Source organism: Paenibacillus wynnii (genome assembly GCF_000757885.1).
GTDB classification, from domain to species: Bacteria; Bacillota; Bacilli; order Paenibacillales; family Paenibacillaceae; genus Paenibacillus_AQ; species Paenibacillus_AQ wynnii.
In genome coordinates this window covers 359,470-378,320 of the sequence record NZ_JQCR01000002.1, presented here as the reverse complement: position 1 = coordinate 378,320, position 18,851 = coordinate 359,470, and the positions used below count along the sequence as shown (strand labels likewise).

Annotated in this window: 17 protein-coding genes; 14 read left to right on the top strand and 3 right to left on the bottom strand. The window is 47.7% G+C overall.

Annotation, left to right across the window (positions count from 1 at the left end):
- Positions 1–3: 3 nt before the first annotated feature.
- The 5 genes from PWYN_RS04555 to PWYN_RS04535 all read left to right on the top strand — a co-directional run bounded on the left by PWYN_RS04555 (position 4) and on the right by PWYN_RS04535 (position 5,597).
- Positions 4–1,401 carry an ADP-ribosylglycohydrolase family protein gene (locus PWYN_RS04555; protein ID WP_036648985.1) on the top strand — a complete coding sequence of 466 codons (1,398 nt, stop codon included), beginning with the start codon at positions 4–6 and terminating at the stop codon, positions 1,399–1,401.
- Between the two features lie 298 nt (positions 1,402–1,699).
- Positions 1,700–1,999 (top strand): ArsR/SmtB family transcription factor, encoded by a 300-nt coding sequence (locus PWYN_RS04550; RefSeq protein WP_036648983.1) that lies wholly within the window; start codon positions 1,700–1,702, stop codon positions 1,997–1,999.
- An 87-nt stretch (positions 2,000–2,086) separates the two neighbouring features.
- Entirely contained in the window at positions 2,087–2,905 is an 819-nt protein-coding gene (locus PWYN_RS04545; protein ID WP_036648981.1) for an SDR family oxidoreductase, read from the top strand.
- Between the two features lie 225 nt (positions 2,906–3,130).
- Positions 3,131–5,344, top strand: a complete 2,214-nt coding sequence (locus tag PWYN_RS04540) for a pyruvate formate lyase family protein (RefSeq protein WP_036648979.1) — start codon at positions 3,131–3,133, stop codon at positions 5,342–5,344.
- Positions 5,313–5,597 (top strand): hypothetical protein, encoded by a 285-nt coding sequence (locus PWYN_RS04535; RefSeq protein ID WP_036648977.1) that lies wholly within the window; start codon positions 5,313–5,315, stop codon positions 5,595–5,597. Before PWYN_RS04540 ends, PWYN_RS04535 begins: the two co-directional genes overlap by 32 nt.
- Before the next feature lie 175 nt (positions 5,598–5,772).
- On the opposite strand, the gene PWYN_RS04530 is transcribed toward PWYN_RS04535, so the two are convergent.
- Positions 5,773–6,627 (bottom strand): helix-turn-helix transcriptional regulator, encoded by an 855-nt coding sequence (locus tag PWYN_RS04530; protein WP_052087743.1) that lies wholly within the window; start codon positions 6,625–6,627, stop codon positions 5,773–5,775.
- A 189-nt stretch (positions 6,628–6,816) separates the two neighbouring features.
- Here PWYN_RS04530 and PWYN_RS04525 point away from each other — a divergent pair, with 189 nt between their 5' ends.
- From PWYN_RS04525 to PWYN_RS04485, 9 genes are all read left to right on the top strand, one after another.
- A complete protein-coding gene (locus PWYN_RS04525; protein WP_036648975.1) occupies positions 6,817–7,557 on the top strand; it encodes a phytanoyl-CoA dioxygenase family protein in 741 nt (246 codons plus the stop codon).
- A 40-nt stretch (positions 7,558–7,597) separates the two neighbouring features.
- On the top strand, positions 7,598–8,392 hold the full coding sequence (locus PWYN_RS04520; protein ID WP_240479679.1) for a sugar phosphate isomerase/epimerase family protein: 795 nt from the start codon (positions 7,598–7,600) through the stop codon (positions 8,390–8,392).
- Positions 8,393–8,552: 160 nt separating this feature from the next.
- Positions 8,553–9,497 carry a glycyl-radical enzyme activating protein gene (locus tag PWYN_RS04515; RefSeq protein WP_084146589.1) on the top strand — a complete coding sequence of 315 codons (945 nt, stop codon included), beginning with the start codon at positions 8,553–8,555 and terminating at the stop codon, positions 9,495–9,497.
- A gap of 324 nt (positions 9,498–9,821) precedes the next feature.
- Positions 9,822–10,937: a cellulase-like family protein gene (locus PWYN_RS04510; protein ID WP_036648968.1), complete on the top strand. Its 1,116-nt coding sequence runs from the start codon at positions 9,822–9,824 to the stop codon at positions 10,935–10,937.
- Positions 10,938–10,939: 2 nt separating this feature from the next.
- Positions 10,940–12,682: a class I mannose-6-phosphate isomerase gene (locus tag PWYN_RS04505; RefSeq protein WP_036648967.1), complete on the top strand. Its 1,743-nt coding sequence runs from the start codon at positions 10,940–10,942 to the stop codon at positions 12,680–12,682.
- Positions 12,651–13,643, top strand: a complete 993-nt coding sequence (locus PWYN_RS04500) for an ROK family protein (protein WP_084146588.1) — start codon at positions 12,651–12,653, stop codon at positions 13,641–13,643. The genes PWYN_RS04505 and PWYN_RS04500 overlap by 32 nt, the downstream gene beginning before the upstream one ends.
- Positions 13,636–14,412, top strand: a complete 777-nt coding sequence (locus tag PWYN_RS04495) for a glucose-6-phosphate isomerase family protein (protein ID WP_036653217.1) — start codon at positions 13,636–13,638, stop codon at positions 14,410–14,412. The genes PWYN_RS04500 and PWYN_RS04495 overlap by 8 nt, the downstream gene beginning before the upstream one ends.
- A gap of 31 nt (positions 14,413–14,443) precedes the next feature.
- Positions 14,444–14,995, top strand: coding sequence for a glucose-6-phosphate isomerase family protein (locus tag PWYN_RS04490; RefSeq protein ID WP_036648962.1), 552 nt, complete (start codon positions 14,444–14,446; stop codon positions 14,993–14,995).
- Positions 14,996–15,095: 100 nt separating this feature from the next.
- Positions 15,096–15,872: a DeoR/GlpR family DNA-binding transcription regulator gene (locus PWYN_RS04485; protein WP_036648961.1), complete on the top strand. Its 777-nt coding sequence runs from the start codon at positions 15,096–15,098 to the stop codon at positions 15,870–15,872.
- 591 nt (positions 15,873–16,463) lie between these two features.
- Here the strand turns inward: PWYN_RS04485 and PWYN_RS04480 are convergent.
- Entirely contained in the window at positions 16,464–16,727 is a 264-nt protein-coding gene (locus PWYN_RS04480; RefSeq protein ID WP_052087976.1) for a SemiSWEET transporter, read from the bottom strand.
- Between the two features lie 10 nt (positions 16,728–16,737).
- Positions 16,738–18,828 (bottom strand): glycoside hydrolase family 36 protein, encoded by a 2,091-nt coding sequence (locus PWYN_RS04475; protein ID WP_052087742.1) that lies wholly within the window; start codon positions 18,826–18,828, stop codon positions 16,738–16,740.
- Positions 18,829–18,851: the final 23 nt, after the last annotated feature.

Genomic DNA, 18,851 nt, shown 5'->3' with positions numbered 1-18,851 from the left:
ATCATGGCAGGATGGGATAGTTTGTATAATTTGCTGAAACTAGAGGTTATTCAGCGAAATGAAGAAGGTTGCAATACTGAGGGATTCGAAGAAAAAATTGAGGCGGCAGGCAACGAGCGTCTAAAGTTGATGGCAATATATGAGGAATTGATGCAACTGCCGATTCAATCGGATTTCCCGTTTACGGAACCATCAGAGCTAAAGGACATTCGCAAGGAGCGTCCAGAAGGTCCAAGAGTGCTGCATACGAAACATTCCGAGGCCGCTTGGCAGGACAAGTTCTATGGAGCATGGCTTGGGCGCAGTGTGGGGTGTGCTCTTGGCAAACCTCTTGAGCAGCCCGAATATATGATGGGTGACTTCGGTAATCCAGGCTGGAAAAATGTTCTGCTTTGGTTCCAAGGTGCAGATGCATGGCCTATTACGACTTATGTGCCTGCACAATCCCGTGCCCAAAAGGAAGTTGGCCTGGAAATCGCGAAGTGGACCCCTAAAAGCCTTCGTGAAAATATCAGCTATATGGAGAGCGACGATGATATTCGGTACACGGTTCTGGGTCTTATTATGCTGGAAGAAAAGGGACTAGATTGGGATTCATGGGATGTTGGTATGTTATGGCACAGGATTTTGCCTTATTATCAGGTTTGTACAGCGGAGACACAGGCCTACTTAAACTTTGCCCAAATAACATCACATGAACAGAATTTCTTGCAGAAGAAACGGAATACAGACTGGCAAGAGCAGAAGGATTGGGTCCGTACCTACTTGAACCCTTATCGGGAATGGATTGGCGCCCAAATTCGTGCAGATGGATTCGCATACGGCGCAGCAGGGAACCCGGAGCTGGCTGCTGAACTGGCATGGCGGGATGCCTCCTTCTCCCATGTCAAGAACGGTATATATGGAGAAATGTTCATAGCGGCTATGATCGCTGCAGCATTCTCGGAGAGTAATCCAGAGCGTATCGTAGAAATCGGCTTAAGCGAGATTCCTGCGAATAGTAGATTGGCTAAGGATGTAAGGGAAGCAGTAGCAATTGCACGCAGCACAAAGGATCAAGTGGAGCTGGTTGACCGGATTTGGGAAGCCTTCAAGCATTATAATCCGGTTCATACTAACAACAATGCGGCTTTAGTCGCGGCTTCAATAATCTTCGGTCAAGGTGATTTTGAAAAAGCAGTCACAACATCGGTACTCGGCGGATGGGATACGGATTGCAACGGCGCTACAGTCGGCTCTATTATGGGAGCTATGCTGGGAGCCGAAGCGATACCAAGCTCTTGGACTGCACCTCTGAATGATACGCTATATGCAGAAGTCAATGGATTTCATCCGATTCCTATTTCTGAATGTGCATCTCGAAGCTATAAAGTGTTCAAGAAGCTGAATCCAAACTCTTAGGCTAAAGTGATATTCCCATAACCACGGTTTCTATTTTAAAAAAACGCCGCAATTTCTATGAGATTGCGGCGTTTTAGCTTTAAAATATAAGAAAGTATAAGTTTTCAGTATACTTTGCTTATATTTCTACGAGAAACGGATACCTGAAAGCGATACGGAGTATCGCTGCTTCGGAAGCATAGGCTCCCATTAAGGACGGCAAAGCCGTTTCTTCTTGTATAACAAATTGAGTGTTGACATTCTTTTATGATTTTGTTTTTTTATGTTTAAACACATAAACATAAGGAGTTCAAAAGCTATGGGAGAGAAGGCTATAGAGTCATTCCGTTCATGTATTCCGCTATTTCAGGCGATGGGTGACCTAGCTAGACAAGACATTATCCTCTTGCTGGCGGAGCATGATGAGTTGACGGTTAATGAAATTACAGAGCATTCTGTGCTGTCTAGACCGGCAATTTCCCATCACCTAAAGGTACTCCGTGATAGCGAATTCGTAACGGTGAAACAAATTGGAACACAGCGTTACTACTCATTATCCTTGGATGCAGCAGTAGAACAGTTAAAGAATTTAATACACACAGTTGAAACTAACTGCTAGGAATCGTTGTTCATTAGTAACAACGATTTTTATTACACTATTGGTTCGTGTGTTTAAACTTATAAAAATATTGGAGGGAAATTAACTATGAATAAAACCGTTTTTATTACCGGAGCATCATCAGGAATTGGCAGAGCAGCAGCGCAACTATTTTTACAGCAGGGCTGGAATGTAGCGGCAACCATGAGAACACCAGACAAAGAAAAAGTGCTAACGGGTGCTAACCTTAAGCTTTTACAGCTGGATGTTACGGATTCGAACAGTATAGAGGCAGCTATTCGTGAAGCCATTGTTCATTTTGGTCAGATTGATGTGTTAATAAATAACGCCGGATATGGATCAGTTGGGATCTTTGAAGCCTTTACGCCTGAGCAAATCCACCGGCAGTTTGATACTAATGTATTCGGGCTGATGAATGTCACCGCACAGATGCTGCCTCATTTTCGAAAAAATAAAAGGGGTACGATCATTAATGTGGCATCCATTGGGGGTAAAGTTACTTTCCCGTTATACAGCTTGTACCACAGTTCGAAATGGGCAGTCGAAGGCTTCTCGGAATCTCTTCATTATGAACTCAGGAATCTGGGGATAAAAGTAAAGATCGTTGAACCCGGTGTCATTAAAACAGACTTCTATTCCAGATCTCAAGACATGATTAATGATGAGAATCTAGAGGAATATCAGCATTACTTAAAGACCGTTTTCAATAACACTCAAAGTTCTGGAACCAACGGGGAGTCACCTGAAGTGGTGGCTAAGGCCATCTACAAGGCGGCAACGGATGGTTCGAAGAAGCTTCGTTACCCCGTAGGTTCTCCAGCGAATTGGCTACTGCCCCTTAGAAAGCTTTTGCCGGAAAGTTGGTTCTTTGCTATCGTTCGTAGCAATGTAGAGAAGGGGCTGTAATTGCAATTTCAGTTATATACTTTTTGAAGAGGAAAGAAAACGGTTGAATGCAGGGGAAATGTACCCATGTCCAACCGTTTTCTTTTGCCGTTAGTACGGTACTCAGAAGGTGTGACTCCCTTACCGAACCGTAATGAAGCGTAATCCATCCGTCTTCACCATAAGACGTTGCATCTACTTGGCGGTACAATATAGATATCCAGTAAGTGAAGGGACCGTGACATTATGGGTATCGACAATAATTTGCAGGTAGAGCTCCATTTTACCGAGGTATATAAAGAAAATCAGCATCAACCCGCCGCAATCCGGGAGGCTTTATGTTTGAGGGCACAATACCCTGCCGTATTCGAGCCGGTGCGTTCTGGTGATTGGTTTGCGGGTCGAAAAGAATACAGGGCGGTCGGCTTCTCCCCGCAGGTTGCAGTTGGTCTGGGCTATTTCCGCAATGCCTCTCAATTAGAGGAGATCGGGACTCAAGAGGCAGCCGGTCTGCTTGCATTCTGGGAGCAGGAGCAAACCGCGGAGAAGGTGCGTCAGGCTTATTCCCCGGAGCTCAAAAAGTTGTTTCCCTATGATGACTTGTTCAATAAAGAGCCAGGCGTAGCGTTTCCCTTATACCGGATGGGCGGTGCCAACCTGGATTTCGGAAAATTGGCGCAATTAGGGGTTCCCGGCATGAAAGAAGAAATCCGGGAGAATATCCGTAAGGTACAGGCAACAGGCGGCGAAACCTCCTTGTATGAAGGCATGCTGATTTGCCTGGACCTGCTGGTGGATTCTTGCGAATATTATGCGGTAGAGCTTCAGGGAATGACCGAGCAAGAATTCGATCCACGGGAGCAAGAGCGTATGATCTCTATGATCAGGGTGCTGAAGGCGATCCAGGACAACCGTCCCTCTACTCTGAGAGAGGCTATCCAGCTAATATGGCTGTATTCCCTGCTTGCTGACATTCGCAATTATGGCCGTATGGACGTATACCTGGGTGATTTCCTCAATCAGGATCTGGACTCCGGCAGATTGAATGAAGCGGAAGGTCAGATGCTCCTTTGCTCCTTCTGGCAGCTTATTGCCGACCGAGTGACTACGTGGGACAGTAGGGTGATCATCGGCGGTGTCGGCAGACGGAATCCGGAGAATGCGGATCGGTTCGCCATGATGGCTCTCGAAGCTACACGACTGGTTAAGGAAATTGAACCCCAGTTGTCCCTCAGGTGCTACGAGGGTATGGACTCCCGCTTGTTCGACAAGGGCTTACAGGTGCTGAGCGAAGGGCGAACCTATCCGATTTTGTATAACGATGAAGTAAATGTTCCTTCCGTTCAGGAGGCTTTCGGGGTTAGCCGTGAAGAGGCGGAGCAATATGTGCCGTACGGTTGCGGAGAGTATGTGCTGGAGCACCGGAGCTATGGGACACCAAGCGGTGTGATCAACCTTCTCAAGGCACTGGAAATCACCCTTCACAACGGGGTGGATCCGATTTCCGGCGAGCGGATGGGCTTAGCGCTGGGCAACGCAGAGGACTTTCGAACTTTCGAGGAGCTGCTGGAGGCATATAAGAAACAAGTGGACTTCTTTGTTGCCGCCATGGCGGAGCAGGAAGCACTGGAATATAAAATTGCGGGAGAAAACAGCCCGTACCTATACCTGAGCATGCTCTATGATTCCTGTGTGGAGCGTAATAAAGGCATTTTCTCCGGTGGAATCAAGTATTTGGGAGGAACCCTGGAGAGCTATGGAAATATGAACACTGCGGACAGCTTGACAGCCATTAAGACCATGGTATATGACCGTCAAAGTTGGACTCTCCCTCAATTAGTCCAGATGCTGGATGCCGATTTCCAAGGTTATGACGCGGAGCGGATTCAGCTCCTGAATTGTGCGAAATACGGCAACGATGATCATTTGGCAGACAGTATGGCGGAAGAAGTGCACAAGCACGTTTGTCTGTCAGCCCGGTCGCAGAGCAGCAGGGTCGGCCTTGCTTCTTATCTTGTCGTGGTTATTAATAATAGCGCCAATACAGATATGGGCGGTTGGACAGCTGCCTCGGCCGATGGAAGAAAATCCAGGGAGCCTATGGGCAACGGCAACGCTCCTGTAGGAGGAAGAGACAAGAATGGCATTACCGCAGCACTGAATTCCATGTCCAAGCTTACACCTTCGATCCATGCAGGGGCCGTTCATAATCTGAAGTTCTCCCCGGATTTATTCAAAGGAGGGGCCACTATTGTCCGTACCCTTCTGGATACCTACTTCCAGAAGGGCGGAACCCAAGCCATGATTACGGTAGTGAACCGGAATGAACTGGAGCAGGCCATGGTAGAGCCGGAGAAATATTCCCATATCTTCGTCAGGGTTGGGGGCTTCAGCGCACGTTTCGTGGAATTAAAGCGGGAAGTACAGCTTGAGATTCTTAGCCGGACCTTGCACGGCTAAAGGCTTTCAGTATAGTACTATCATCCGGATCACCGCCCCCATCTGGAGCATCGATCAAGAGCTATGGGAGAAATACGAGACAACCTTCGTCGAGAGCTATAACAAGGTATGCCCATGGCTTCAGCAAATCTGCTATGACGGGCTGCTTTCCCAATTCTCCTCCGGCAAACTGGTTGTGGTCAACTTCGGGGATAAACCCTACAAGTATGGGGATCACACCATTGAACCAAGGGGATTTAAAATTCTGAGTTGAACTCAGTTTATGAAAAAGAACCGTTACCTGATGAAACTCAGATAACGGTTCTTCGTCTATTATTGAACCGCGAAAGAAATAACGCAGATATAGATCCTTACGTATTCCACATCCAAATGAGCGAAGTTTACGATGCTTGAAAAGCGCATTGGGGTAATGTGTCGTTAGAATAAAGTTACGAAGCGCCCCGCTTCCGGCTGGTGGTGCGGGGTGTCTGCCCGTACCGCTGCTTAAAGACTCGCTCGAAGTGGGTCAAGGTATTGAAGCCGGAAGTGAAGCACACCTCGGTGACGGAGAGGTCCGACGCCTGAAGCAGATTATAGGCGAATTCCAGGCGGAGGCTCTGCACATACAATTGGAACGGCATGCCGACGATCTTGCGGAACACCTCGCTGAAGTAGTTGGGGGATAACTGGGCCTGCTTTGCGGCATCCGTCAGCGTGATCGACTCCCGGTAATGGTGGTGGATATAGACCAGTGCTTGCTGAACGGAGGTTCGCTGCGTCGAGGGCTCTGCCAACTCCGCAGGCGGAGTGCTTCGATGGGCACTCGTTTGGCGCAGGAGGGTGAGAAGCAGCAGCTCTAGTAGATTCTTCATAACCAGGCCTTGAGACAGAGATTTCTCAAGGGACTCTTGCCACAGGATCTCCGAATAACCGAAGAGACGCGGGGTCTCTTCCGGATTAAACCAGGCATGGTGGAGTGTTACATGGGCAAAGAGCGCTTCATGTACTTCCTTGCTAATGGCCGCTTCGGAGAAGATGATATTGTAAAGCTCCATCCCTTGCCCGCTGACAGGCTTAATTTCATGGAAATCCGCCGGGGTCAGGAGAAATACGGAACCAGCTTCCATTGGTAGAAGCTTCCCGTTTACTCTGTTGTAACCATGACCGGCTGTGACAATGGTAAGCTCAAAGAATTCATGCCAGTGAAGAGGATATGGAGTATCCCGCCGGTCCTTCAGAATCTGAATGTTACCTGCCAAGGTGAAAAATTGATCGTTTGTCAGACGTTCCGGATTCGGTTGCATTGCTTTGCTCCTCTGCTGATTTCTACGCTCTCCTTTATTCTAGTTGATCCTATTGCAAGAGGACAGCGAATTTTTCGCTGAACCGAAAATAAGTTGTATTTGTCCAAAGGCACCATAAGTAGTGAGCAGCAAGGCTATGGTACGCTATTGGTGTGAGAAATATCACATCAAACATGGGAGGAAACGTAAATGAGCGTACAAGCAAATGAGAGTCAGGTCAAGTTTTATCACGAGAATGGCTATTTTCTCCCGAAACAACAGCTGTTCTCCCAGGAGAAAATGAGCCTCTTGAATCAAATCTTCGAAGAGCAGCTGGCAGCGAAGGGCTCGAAGCTGTCCGACGAGCTGGATACCCCCCACTTCCGTGATGAACGGCTGCTGGAGTTTCTGCTATCCAAGGAAGTGCTGGATCTGGTGGAGCCCTTCATCGGACCTAACATCGGACTTTTCTCCAGCCACTTCATCTGCAAGGACCCTTATGTAGGTCGCGCCACACCTTGGCATGAGGATTCCGCTTACTGGAAGGGCCGGGCCGACCATTTTGATTATATTACTACGGTTTGGCTGGCTCTCGACCGCAGCAATCAGGAGAACGGGTGTATGCGAGTTATTCCCGGAACGCACAAGAACGGCTTCTCGGAATATGAGGCGGTGGACAGTCAGGTCCATACCTTCGGGAGTCAAATCAAAAATGTGGATGAGTCTCAAGCGGTATCTTTTGTACTAGAGCCGGGTCAATGCTCCCTGCATGACTCCCGAATTATACACGGAGCGGAAGCAAACAATAGTCCATACCGGCGATGCGGCTATACCATGAGATATTTCTCTACAGATATCAAGATCACCAGCCTGGATGTAAACGGCGATCCTTTCAAGATTTGGTTGGCACGCGGTGAGAATCTGGCCGGGAACCACTTCGTCAATGTCTAAGCATAGAGACGCTGGCTTGGAGCTCAGGTGCTACAAGTCCTTGTGGGAATGGGACGGAGAATGGCAGGATAGGCTTGAGGCAATCAAGGCCGCCGGGTTCTGCGGTGTCGAATATACGCCGCCACGGGAGGCTGGGGACGATAAGCTGTTTCATCGGCAGCTTAGGATCCACCACCTGCAGTATATCGCACAGGTGGTGACCAGGGGGGAGCGGGATCATCGATCCTCCTTCCGGGAGCAGGTCTACAGGGCAGCCAAGCTGGAGCCGGTGCTTATTAATTCACACAGCGCTACCGACGATATGCCGTTTGAGGAGCAGATCCGCTTCTTCGAGGCGGCGTTAGAGCTGGAATCGGAAATCGGCATTCCGATTGTCCACGAGACCCACCGGGGGAGGGCCTTCTTTACGCCTTGGCAGACGGCTGCCGTGCTTCGGCAGCTGCACGAGCTGAAGGTAGGTGCGGATTTCAGCCATTGGTGCGTGGTCATGGAGCGTCTGCCGGATCCGGAGCAGGCGGATGTGAAGCTGGCTATGAGCCGTGCGGTTCATATTCATGGACGGGTCGGTTATGAGGAAGGACCTCAGGTGCCGGACCCCCGGGCGCCCGAGTATGCTCGAGAGGTGGAGGTCTTTCTGGATTATTGGATCCGCATCTGCAAGCTGCGTTTGGAAGCCGGGGCTTCGGTCGTGAGCTTCACACCGGAGTTCGGGCCTCCCGGTTATCAGCATAGCATCCCGTTCACCCGGGAGCCGGTGGGGGATTTGTGGGAGATTAATCTGTGGATGATGAACCGGTTTAAGCAGCGTTTTGAAGAGTGGAAGCAAACGTTATAAGTTATTCAGCCTCGTGGAGACCTCCCGTTCTTCAGGAGGTTTTTTGGCAATATAAGAAAGTATAAGTTGACCTAAGTTTACAGCCGTAATGATGCGTAATCCTTCCGGTCTCACCATAAGACCCGAATGGAGGAGTGAATTACAATAGAGGTAACAATATATGGGTGGGAACGCACGAAAGGAGGGCTTAAGAATGGCGGACAGAACGAGCTTGAAGGCCATAGTATTCGATATCCAGCGCTTCGCCTTGCATGATGGCCCGGGGATCCGAACCACCGTGTTCGTGAAGGGCTGTCCGTTGCGCTGCTTATGGTGCCATAATCCCGAATCGCAGGCTTACCACTCGGAGCTGTCGTTCGACTATGACAAGTGCCGGGAATGTCTGGCCGAGGGGACACAGTGTCCCTTTGGGGTAAAGCTGGAGGGGGAACAGATCCGGCATGACCGACACCCGGGCTTCGATTCCCCTGAACACCAATGTCCGCGTCAGGCCGTCAAGATCTACGGCACTCTTCGGACGGTGGAGGAGGTGATGGCAGAGGTGATGGCTGACCACGCCTATTACGACAGGTCCGGCGGAGGTTTGACCGTGTCGGGCGGCGAGCCCATGTCCTCCTTCGAATGGACGCTGGAGCTCTGCCGGACAGCTAAGATGAACGGCATTCATGTCTGCCTGGATACCAGCGGCTATGCGCCCCGGGAGCGTTTTGCGGACATCATGCCCTATGTGGATCTTTTCTTGTACGATTACAAGGTGTCGGATCCGGCACAACACCGGACGCTCACTGGAGTGAGCCAAGATCCGATCTTGTCCAATCTGGATTATCTCTATCGACAGGGGGCTTCTGTGCTGCTGAGATGTCCGCTTATTCCGGGTGTCAATGACGGAGAGGAGCATCTGAGTGCCATCGCGGAGCTGGATCGAAAGTACCCGAATCTGCATGAAATTAACCTGATGCCTTACCACAATATGGGCCGGGACAAGGCCGCCCGCATCGGGAAGCAAGAGGAACTCCCCGGAATTGACCATGCGGACGAGGGGGTAGTGCAGGGTTGGCTTGAACAGCTTGTCCGCTTGGGCTCTACTCGAAGCCAACGCTCTTGAAGCTGTATCACGAATTCTACAATGTTAGATAACCATAATGTGGTGTAGGAAGTGGAGGCGATGGTGCCTCCACTTTTGTCTCGTTATTAAGGATTAAGAAAATAATGGTGTGCTGGAATGGATAAAGTCATCGTGGAGAATATGGAGTTAATGAAGTGTAAAGGAAAGTCTCTACTGTATTTTATGAGATGGATGTTATATTTTGTTGTTATCTGTTATTTATTTAATTAATAATTGTTAACTTATGATAACTTATGTTATATTATATTGTGAAATACTAAATAAATTTTATTATAATCTCTACAGAATAAGGGAGCGGAAATAATGAGAATGAAGCTTGAGCATCCTTTAGCGATTACAATGTGGGATTTCTCTTGGCTTGAACGAAAATGGCCTGGGGCAGGTTACGAGGATTGGAACCAGATATTAGACGAATTGAAAGACCGGGGCTACGATGCGGTACGAATTGACGCCTACCCCCATTTGATGTCAGTGGGTCCAGAAAGGGAGTGGACACTTAAGCCCGAATGGAGTGTACAGGATTGGGGGGCTCCCAGTCTTACCAAGATCAGCAGCCTGCGTGAGAATTTTGTGAATTTTATTGCTGCCTGCCGGGATAAGGGGATTTTTGTAGCGCTGTCCACATGGTTCCGTGAGGACGTAGACAATCATCGGATGAATATAAAAAATGCGGATAATCTGGCACAAATGTGGATATCGGTTCTAAATGTGATCGAGGAAGAGAATTTGGAAGATAGCATCCTATATGTAGACTTGTGTAATGAATTTCCGATGAGTAGCTGGTGCCCTTGGCTAGCCCAATCCTTAGGGAAAGACCCTACGCAAGAGGTACTCCGGGCTACACCAGAGGTTACCGATTTTATGAAGAAATCCATTGAAACAGTAAAATCACGGTACCCGCAATATGACTATTGCTTTTCTGTATGTTCAGAATTTGACACAGTAGATCAGCAGGATGTTTCATTTATGGATATTCTTGAACCTCATATCTGGATGGCTCAGTGGAGTGAGTTCTATCAGAAAGTAGGCTATGGATATGAACGATTCTCATACGTGGGTTACGACAACATGGTGCTTCACGCAGAGAAGTTATACCGTAGCAAGCCTGAATACTGGCAAGAGCGTATGTATGAAGGGATCGATGCTGCTGCACGTTGGTCAGAGCTGTCTGGCAAGCCGCTTGTGACCACCGAGTGCTGGGGAATCGTGGATTATAAGGACTGGCCTCTTTTAAACTGGGACTGGATTATGGAGTTATGCGAACTTGGGGTCAAACGAGCAGCGAGCAAGGGAAGATGGTTTGCTATAGCCACAAGTAACTTTTGTGGACCTCAATTTAAGGGGATGTGGCGTGATATCGAATGGCATAGAGGAATGACGGATATCATTCATAGCAGCCGTCTCCCAGGGGGGAAATAAACATGACAAAGCTTTACGACAAGTATCCTTCAATTCCCGTATCCGGTTGGGAGCAAGAGGTTTGGGTGGGATATCAAGAGATCGCCGATGCATTGGTCGCAAGACAGTCAGACAGAGAGAAGACTGTTATTGTTATTGAATGTTATCCAGGTGTGCGACAGAAGGAGATTCTGAGCGGACTATCCCGGTTGGGAAGCGCAGCCATCGTTCACGCCGAACGGGCGGCGAAAGACAAAGAAGATGTATCCAATATGATCGACCGGTATTTAACAGATGACCGGGTGTTCGGTTATATGGCTCCTTTCCATATACAGGACTTTTACAACTCAGAGAAGCTGGAAGTTCTTCAGGATGAGGTTAAACAGAGTAATGAAAGTATTGTTATCGTGATCGGTACGGGAGCTTCTCTTATTGCTGATGGAGACATTGTTATTTACGCGGATATGACCCGATGGGAGGCACAGTTGCGCTTCCGTTCCAAAGAATTTGGCAACTGGCTGGCGGATAATCAGGAAGAGGACATTCTTCGCAAATATAAACGCGGATATTTCATTGAATGGCGAGCTGCGGATCGATTGAAACGGAAGCAGGCTGACCGCTTTCACTTCTATCTGGATACCATTATTCCGAATGAACCTAAGCTAATAAGCTCCAGGGCCTATTTTGACGGACTCCGCCAGACTGTACGCAGACCATTCCGCATGGTGCCTTACTTTGATCCCGGAGTATGGGGCGGACAATGGCTTGAATCTCAAATCGAGCTAGAGCCGAAGGAGCATCCCTATGCCTGGGGTTTTGATGGCGTTCCAGAAGAGAACAGTCTTCATCTGGACTTTGGAAAGGCCAAGATTGATACACCGGCCATAAATTTGGTTTTCTTCGAGTCTAAGGCGCTGCTTGGAGAGAGGGTGTATGCGCGGTTCGGGGCGGAATTCCCAATCCGCTTTGACTTTCTTGATACGATCGGCGGACAAAATTTGAGTCTTCAGGTTCATCCAACGACGGATTATATCCGGGAACAGTTTGGAATGCCTTACACACAAGACGAAAGCTATTACATTCTAGATGCAAAGCCAGGCGCAGAAGTATACTTGGGCTTAAAAGAGGGCATTGACCAAGATGCAATGATTGCCGATTTGAGGCGGGCTCAGGAAGAAAAGTATACTTTTCCCGCAGAGAAATATATAAATGTATATCCCGCCCGCAAACATGATCATTTCCTAATTCCTGCCGGTACGATACATTGTTCGGGATCGGATGCCATGGTGCTCGAGATCAGTGCGACGCCTTATATTTTCACCTTCAAGCTTTGGGACTGGGACCGGCTGGGGCTGGACGGAAAACCACGCCCGGTGCATCTGGAACATGGTAAGAATAATATCGCCTGGGAACGCACGACTCCATGGATCGATGAAAATCTGGTTTCCCAGATGGATACCTTAACAGAGAATGAGACTTGGACAGAAGAACGGACGGGGCTCCATCCATTGGAGTTCATCGAGACACGCAGACATTGGTTTACAGGCCCCGTAGAGCATACCACGGAAGACTGCTTCCATATGCTGAATCTTGTGGAAGGAGCCGAGGCGATTGTTGAGAGCCCCACAGGAGAATTTGAACCTTTCACCATTAGATACGCTGAGACCTTCATCATCCCGGCCTCTGTAGGCAGGTATACCATAAAGCCTGGGTTATCCAGTGAAGGAGAGCGGCATGCGACCGTCAAAGCCTATGTCAGAAATTAACCTTAACAAGGCTGCGATTGCACTGGACTTTGGGGGTACAAATATAAAGATTGGATTAATTCGACAAGGGAAAGTGTTGAACCAGACCTTACTTCCCGCCCATTCGGGAGCCGGTATAATTCCCCGACTTCCTGATGTGCAAGCTGCAGTTATGGACCTGCTTGAACAGGAGGGGCTGGCACTTGGGAATTGCTCGGGTGTCGGCATTGGACTTCCGGGATTGGTTGATCCGCAGCATCTTTCATTGCTTTCGATCAATGAAAAGTACGCGGATGCCGTTGGGTTCGCGTTTGGTGCTTGGGTGGAAGAAGCCTTTGGTCTGCCTATCGTTATGGAGAACGATGCAAGAGCCGCCCTACTAGGCGAAACCGTTTACGGAACCGCACATGGCGAAAGCAATGCGGTATTGATGATATTCGGAACCGGTATTGGCACAGCAGCCCTAATGAACGGAAAGATCATCCGCGGAAGGCATTTCCAGGCAGGCATTCTTGGGGGACACTTTGTGACGGATGTCAATGGGTCGCGTTGCAGTTGCGGCGGTGTGGGTTGTTTAGAGGCGGAGGCCAGTCACTGGTCACTTCAAGGCTGGCTTAAGAATCAGCAGGGATATGCAAACAGCCTCTTAGCCATTGAAAGTAACATCGGTTATCGCCAAGTCATTGACGCCAGTCAATCAGGAGATATGCTCGCCCTTTCGGCCATGCAGCATCTATACAAACATTGGAGTAGCGGAATTGTCAATTTGGTGCACGCATATGACCCAGATGTGGTGATTCTCAGTGGGGGACTAATGAAGGCGAAGGATATTGTATTGCCTGAACTGGTCCGGCGGGTGCATGAGCAGGCATGGACGCCATGGGGGAAAGTACGGTTTATTGTAGCGGAAAACCCAGATAGTTCGGTGCTTCTGGGACTGTCCCATTTAATAGAGGAGGGAATAGACATTGACTATGTTTGATCCTGGTTTTGATATTCAACCGCTGAATAATCCGCTTGGTTTTCGGTATGGCGGCGATGTATTTGGACCGGAAGTAGAATGCCGTTCATTGGAGCAGATTAGAAGCAGCTTGCAAAACCCGGAATGCAGCGGGCCTGAGACTGTATACGCCATTGCTATGGACGTTGGCAAGAAAGAGCATAAAACGGAATTGGAACGCCGGATGCTTTTGTTTGGTGCTGTTACTTATGCTTCCGGCAGACTGGGCGATGAGCCCATCCGCAGCCAAGGTCATGTACACAAAGTTTCAGTGCACAGTGGATGGTCACCGCCGGAGCTTTATGAAATTTGGTCCGGACGCGCGATCATCTATATGCAAGAGAAGGCAGAAGATGATCCGGGCCGCTGCTTTGCCGTAGTCGCCGAACCCGGCGAAGTGGTTGTTGTTCCCCCGAATTGGGCACATGCTACTATCAGTGGTAATCCAGAGGTGCCATTAACGTTCGGCGCATGGTGTGACCGCGAATACGGGTTTGAGTATCAGAAGGTGCGTGAACACCAAGGGCTTGCTTGGTATCCGCTCTTGAATTCTACTAATGAACTGATCTGGTCACAGAATGCCAGCTACGACTATCGGGATCTTATGATTAAGCGACCCGAAGATTATGAGAAGCTGGGCATTCAGAAAGGCATTTCTATTTATCGGCAGTTTGAGCAGGATCCCGATCGGTTTCTATGGGTTTCCAACCCTCAGTTAGCAGCTGTAGTATGGAAGCATTTTACGCCATAATCTATCATTCGTTCTAAAGGAGATTAATAGCATGCTGCAAAAAACGGCCTTATTTGATTCTCTCCAAGGCAAACTGACGGGTGATCATGTATCCCGATCTAGACGGTCCCTTGGTGATTTGTCCAATGTATTTTTAAATGAAGAAGAACGTTTAAGGATGAACCCAGATCAACATGTGTATGAGGTGGAAATGCACGATTCGTGCGGCGAGGTGGAAGGGGGGCTGTTCTTTGGGGTAAGTCATGTACATCCGGGTAAGGTAGGGGATGAATATTTTATGACTAAGGGACATTTTCACCAGAAACGGAACCGCGCCGAGTATTACTGGGGAATTTCCGGAGAAGGCCTCCTCCTACTTATGGACGAAGCCAGGGTTTGCCGGGTGGAGAAGGTGTTCCCAGGAAGCTTACATTTTATCGCGGGGCATATCGCCCATCGACTTGTAAATACAGGGTCTTCAAGTCTCGTGGTGGGAGCGTGCTGGCCTTCTGACGCGGGACATGATTATGAATCTATTCAGAAAGATGGCTTTAGCATACGGGTCATGGAAAAGAACGGAGAACCGGTTTTCGTGAAACAATAAGTGGCTAGCTTGTTCTATTAGAGTTTTGAATGAATTGCCGCTTTCAGCCACCTTATGTTATATTTTTGTATGAGCCTTACCTGAGAATGGAGTGTTAATCATGTTACCGTTGGAACGAAGGCATGCGTTGATAAATTATATATCAAAAAAAGGCAGCTGTTCCATACCGGTGCTCAGCGAGATATTGAACGTTTCTGAAATGACTGTGCGTCGAGACTTAAAGCAGCTGGAGGAAGAAGGATATCTTCAGCGAACGCATGGGGGAGCGGTTTCAGTTGCTTCATCCAGACAGAATGAACCAGCCTTTGAAGAGAAAAAAACTTCACGGCAGGCGATCAAGGAATTACTGGCCGGTTATGCCGTTTCGCATTTTGTAAAAGACAACGGAGTAATCATTATGGAAGGAGGGACAACGGTAACCGCCATGGCGGATTACCTTCCCCATTTATATAATTTAACCGTTGCTACGAATGGATTGAATACACTAGCGTCTCTTAAAAGCATTGTTTCTACCAGCACTGTTTTGGGCTGTGGTGGTATCCTGAGAGAAATGTCGAATACGTTCGTAGGAGAAGTTGCGGAACGGTTCTTTTCCCAAATTCATGCGCAATATGCTTTTTTCTCTGCCAGTGGATTCACACCGTTACAAGGCTTCACGGACCCCAATCCCCTGGAACGACAAGTGAAGCTCTCTATGGCAAAATCCGCTCAGCGTAAAGTGATGCTGCTTGACTCTGCCAAATTTGGTCATATTTCATTACTAACGACATTTGCAATCAATGAAATTGATATCCTGATCACAGATTCTGAAGCTACTGAAGAATCCCTTAAACCGCTGCATGATGCCGGAGTCGAGGTTCATTTGGTACAACAATAGGCACCGCCGCAAATGATATATAAAACGGCAGGGGCTGTCTCAAAAGTAGCTATATTTTACGAATGAGATAGCCACCTTTTGCTCTTCAAAGCCTTAAAAGCTAAAAAACGAGCCAGTCTCCGAGTTATTGGAGACTGGCTCGTTTTGTTTTTGATCCGTGGTTGCTTGCTTCAGCAGATTATGAGCAAGCGAAAGCCCCCCGACTTCGAGAATCACTTTTTAACAACCTCGAAGCAGGAAAACGGAATCGATTAAGAGTGCGGAAATCTGGACGTTGTCTACCGGCTAGCCATATGAAGGGAATATTCTCAAGTAGCGTTTTGGCGATTTGGAATGTCTTCTTCCGGATCCATTTTTGATTTTAGAAGAATTAGAGAAACTTTTTTCGCATAAACAGCGGAGAGGACGGACTGATTGCGGAAAAGCGGTAGCGGTCGCCTTGCTCTCCGAATTTTTACCGCTTAGGGAAATAAATAAAATCTGGAGAGCACAGCGATTGGAGCAACGGTCCGTTCGCGGAGCGTCCACACCAAGTGCACAAGTCAATCCGACTCAAATACAGTGGGGCCGTCCCACTGGAACAGTAACTTCTTAAGTTCTGTTTTGTTTAAGATCATTATACGTATATATCAAAATAATAATGGCTAAGGCAAATGTAATCAGATTGGCAATTACAATAGCCATTTGATTAGTGATAATTCCATAGACACTCCACAAAAGCTGCCCTGCGGTTAATATTAGATACATGCCGAAAGAAATACCCTTTGTATTACGGGTTCGTATGACCTTGATCGCTTGAGGAATGAACGAAACGGTTGTTAGGGTAGCGGCTATGAAGCTTAGTAAAGTTTCCATTTCATTCACCTCATCCCTTTATTTCAGCGATTTCAAAGAGTTCTCCTGAATAAGCCTCATTCAGAGCCAGTTCAAATCCTTTGGTTCGTAATTCATCACCTGTTAGAGTAACGATAATCTGATTGTGCATAGATTTAACCGCATAGGTTTTGAGCGGTTGTAGATAGTGAACTGTAATGGTTCTAGTGGTTTCGATTGCTCCATGTCGAAATACTCCAATGATGCCGCCGCTTTGTGTCTCCGTATTTATTCGTTGAAAACCATCCCAGCTACCTTCCATCGGCTCCCCAAACCCGGGCAAATCCTGTCTGTAATTCATCACACCGTACTGGTTTTCCATGGATTGGAGCCAATCCGAATAAAACCGATATGTTTTCAGATCCGTATCAGACAATTTTCTTGGGTCGCCCAGCATGATAGGTAAAGCTCCGGCAATGGATTTAATGTGCATTTCCCAGCCTTCATCCTGCATCTCTGGATTTCCAATCACCAAAGCAGTTGCGGGCATAGCCGGAGATCGCCACCATGCCATATTCCGAATTCGCAGGTCTGTTTTCTCACCGAGATTGCCCTCAAAATTGGATAGCCAGCTACCCTCTGCATGTTTCAACATCGCGTAGTCAATAAGCTGCAATCCGCCCATTGTCTCGAATGTACAGTCGATGAACAAATTAGGTTTGGCCTTATGAAGGTCGTCAAAGAGCTCCCACATATGTTCGTAATTTACATACAACGATTCCAGTCGATCCCGATGCCCGGTGTGGTTGGCAGCGTAGCAGCCGGCGTCTTCCGAATTGAATCGATAGGGGCTGGTAACCACGGCGAAATCAAGCTTCAAATATTCCAATCCGTGTTCTAGGACTAGGTCAAGCAAAATAGCTTTAATATGGTTTTTCCACTCTGTAGAGAAACAGGCAGAACGTATATCCATAACATCATCATCAATATGAAGGTTTGCATAATCGCCATGCTTGTCCTTTACAAACCAATCAGGATGTTCTTGAAACACTTTGCTTTTTGATGAGGCGCTGCCTACGCTTACCCACAAACCGGGGATCATGCCTAAGGATTTGATATAATCAAAGACAGGCTTCAATCCTCTCGGGAATTTAGTGGTATTGATTTTCCAGTCCCCCCAAACATCCTGCCACCCATCATCAATGATAAACTCTTTGATCCCGGCGGCAGCGGCGGCATCAGCGAGCTCTAGAATAAGTTGCTCATTAATATCGTCCAAGAATGGATTCCAAGTGTTGTAGACAAATGTCGGTTTATAATCCATCTCTGACAAGCGTATCCCCATATGTTTCCGAACAAAATCTGGAACTGCCGTGTTCAGAATGGTATCTGGGGACTTTTCGTTGTTGTACACCATGGTAAAAACCTGTGGTGTTTCAAAATGCTCATCCGGTTGAATCCACATTCTAAAAGGGAACTCTGCATTCTTATGGGTCAATCCACAGGTTATTTCAGGGGCCTGCCAAAATACCGAGCTTCGTTTCATGACGCCCGATGCTTCATTACCGAGAACGATACCTGATTCCCAGTCTGGATTGTGAACCACAATTAGGCTGTCTTGCCTGTTGCCTTCATAGGGTCCAATACATTTTCGACGCCCGTAATCACTGTAAATCCAGCTGAACGTAGAAGGGAAATAGTCAATAGTGTTGAATTTTTCAACATCCACTGATTCCAGCGTTATATCATCATTAGATCGGTTTTTTACCACAAGACTTTTACGAATAACCGGCAAATGGGGATACATTAGGAATTTTAAAGTAATTTGAAGCTTTTGATCGGAGCTTATCAAACTAACTGCCGCACCATCTCCCTCGAAATCATCCTGAATAGAAGTAATCTCAAGAAAAGTCCAATCATTATCTCCTGAATAGACTACGCCACTCACTTCAAACTGGAAATCCGTATTGGAGCCAAGAAAAAACTGAAACTCTCCTTTTACTGGCTGGTAAGAAGTCGTTACAAACTTCCCTTGCGGAGAAGGAAGGCTGATAACCCGTCTCACGATCCCATTGTCTAGGATCAATTTGTCGTTACTCCAAGAAGCATAATTAGAAAACTCCATATCTGATTTACAACGCATCCATCATTCTCCTCTTGGTACCC

Coding starts and splice junctions, on each gene's coding strand:
- PWYN_RS04530 (WP_052087743.1), bottom strand. CDS start 6,627: ATGCAACCGAATCCGGAACGTCTGACAAACGATCAATTTTTCACCTTG.
- PWYN_RS04485 (WP_036648961.1), top strand. CDS start 15,096: ATGTTACCGTTGGAACGAAGGCATGCGTTGATAAATTATATATCAAAA.
- PWYN_RS04475 (WP_052087742.1), bottom strand. CDS start 18,828: ATGCGTTGTAAATCAGATATGGAGTTTTCTAATTATGCTTCTTGGAGT.
- PWYN_RS04495 (WP_036653217.1), top strand. CDS start 13,636: ATGTTTGATCCTGGTTTTGATATTCAACCGCTGAATAATCCGCTTGGT.
- PWYN_RS04490 (WP_036648962.1), top strand. CDS start 14,444: ATGCTGCAAAAAACGGCCTTATTTGATTCTCTCCAAGGCAAACTGACG.
- PWYN_RS04480 (WP_052087976.1), bottom strand. CDS start 16,727: ATGGAAACTTTACTAAGCTTCATAGCCGCTACCCTAACAACCGTTTCG.
- PWYN_RS04500 (WP_084146588.1), top strand. CDS start 12,651: ATGCGACCGTCAAAGCCTATGTCAGAAATTAACCTTAACAAGGCTGCG.
- PWYN_RS04515 (WP_084146589.1), top strand. CDS start 8,553: ATGGGTGGGAACGCACGAAAGGAGGGCTTAAGAATGGCGGACAGAACG.
- PWYN_RS04550 (WP_036648983.1), top strand. CDS start 1,700: ATGGGAGAGAAGGCTATAGAGTCATTCCGTTCATGTATTCCGCTATTT.
- PWYN_RS04555 (WP_036648985.1), top strand. CDS start 4: ATGGCAGGATGGGATAGTTTGTATAATTTGCTGAAACTAGAGGTTATT.
- PWYN_RS04525 (WP_036648975.1), top strand. CDS start 6,817: ATGAGCGTACAAGCAAATGAGAGTCAGGTCAAGTTTTATCACGAGAAT.
- PWYN_RS04510 (WP_036648968.1), top strand. CDS start 9,822: ATGAGAATGAAGCTTGAGCATCCTTTAGCGATTACAATGTGGGATTTC.
- PWYN_RS04505 (WP_036648967.1), top strand. CDS start 10,940: ATGACAAAGCTTTACGACAAGTATCCTTCAATTCCCGTATCCGGTTGG.
- PWYN_RS04540 (WP_036648979.1), top strand. CDS start 3,131: ATGGGTATCGACAATAATTTGCAGGTAGAGCTCCATTTTACCGAGGTA.
- PWYN_RS04545 (WP_036648981.1), top strand. CDS start 2,087: ATGAATAAAACCGTTTTTATTACCGGAGCATCATCAGGAATTGGCAGA.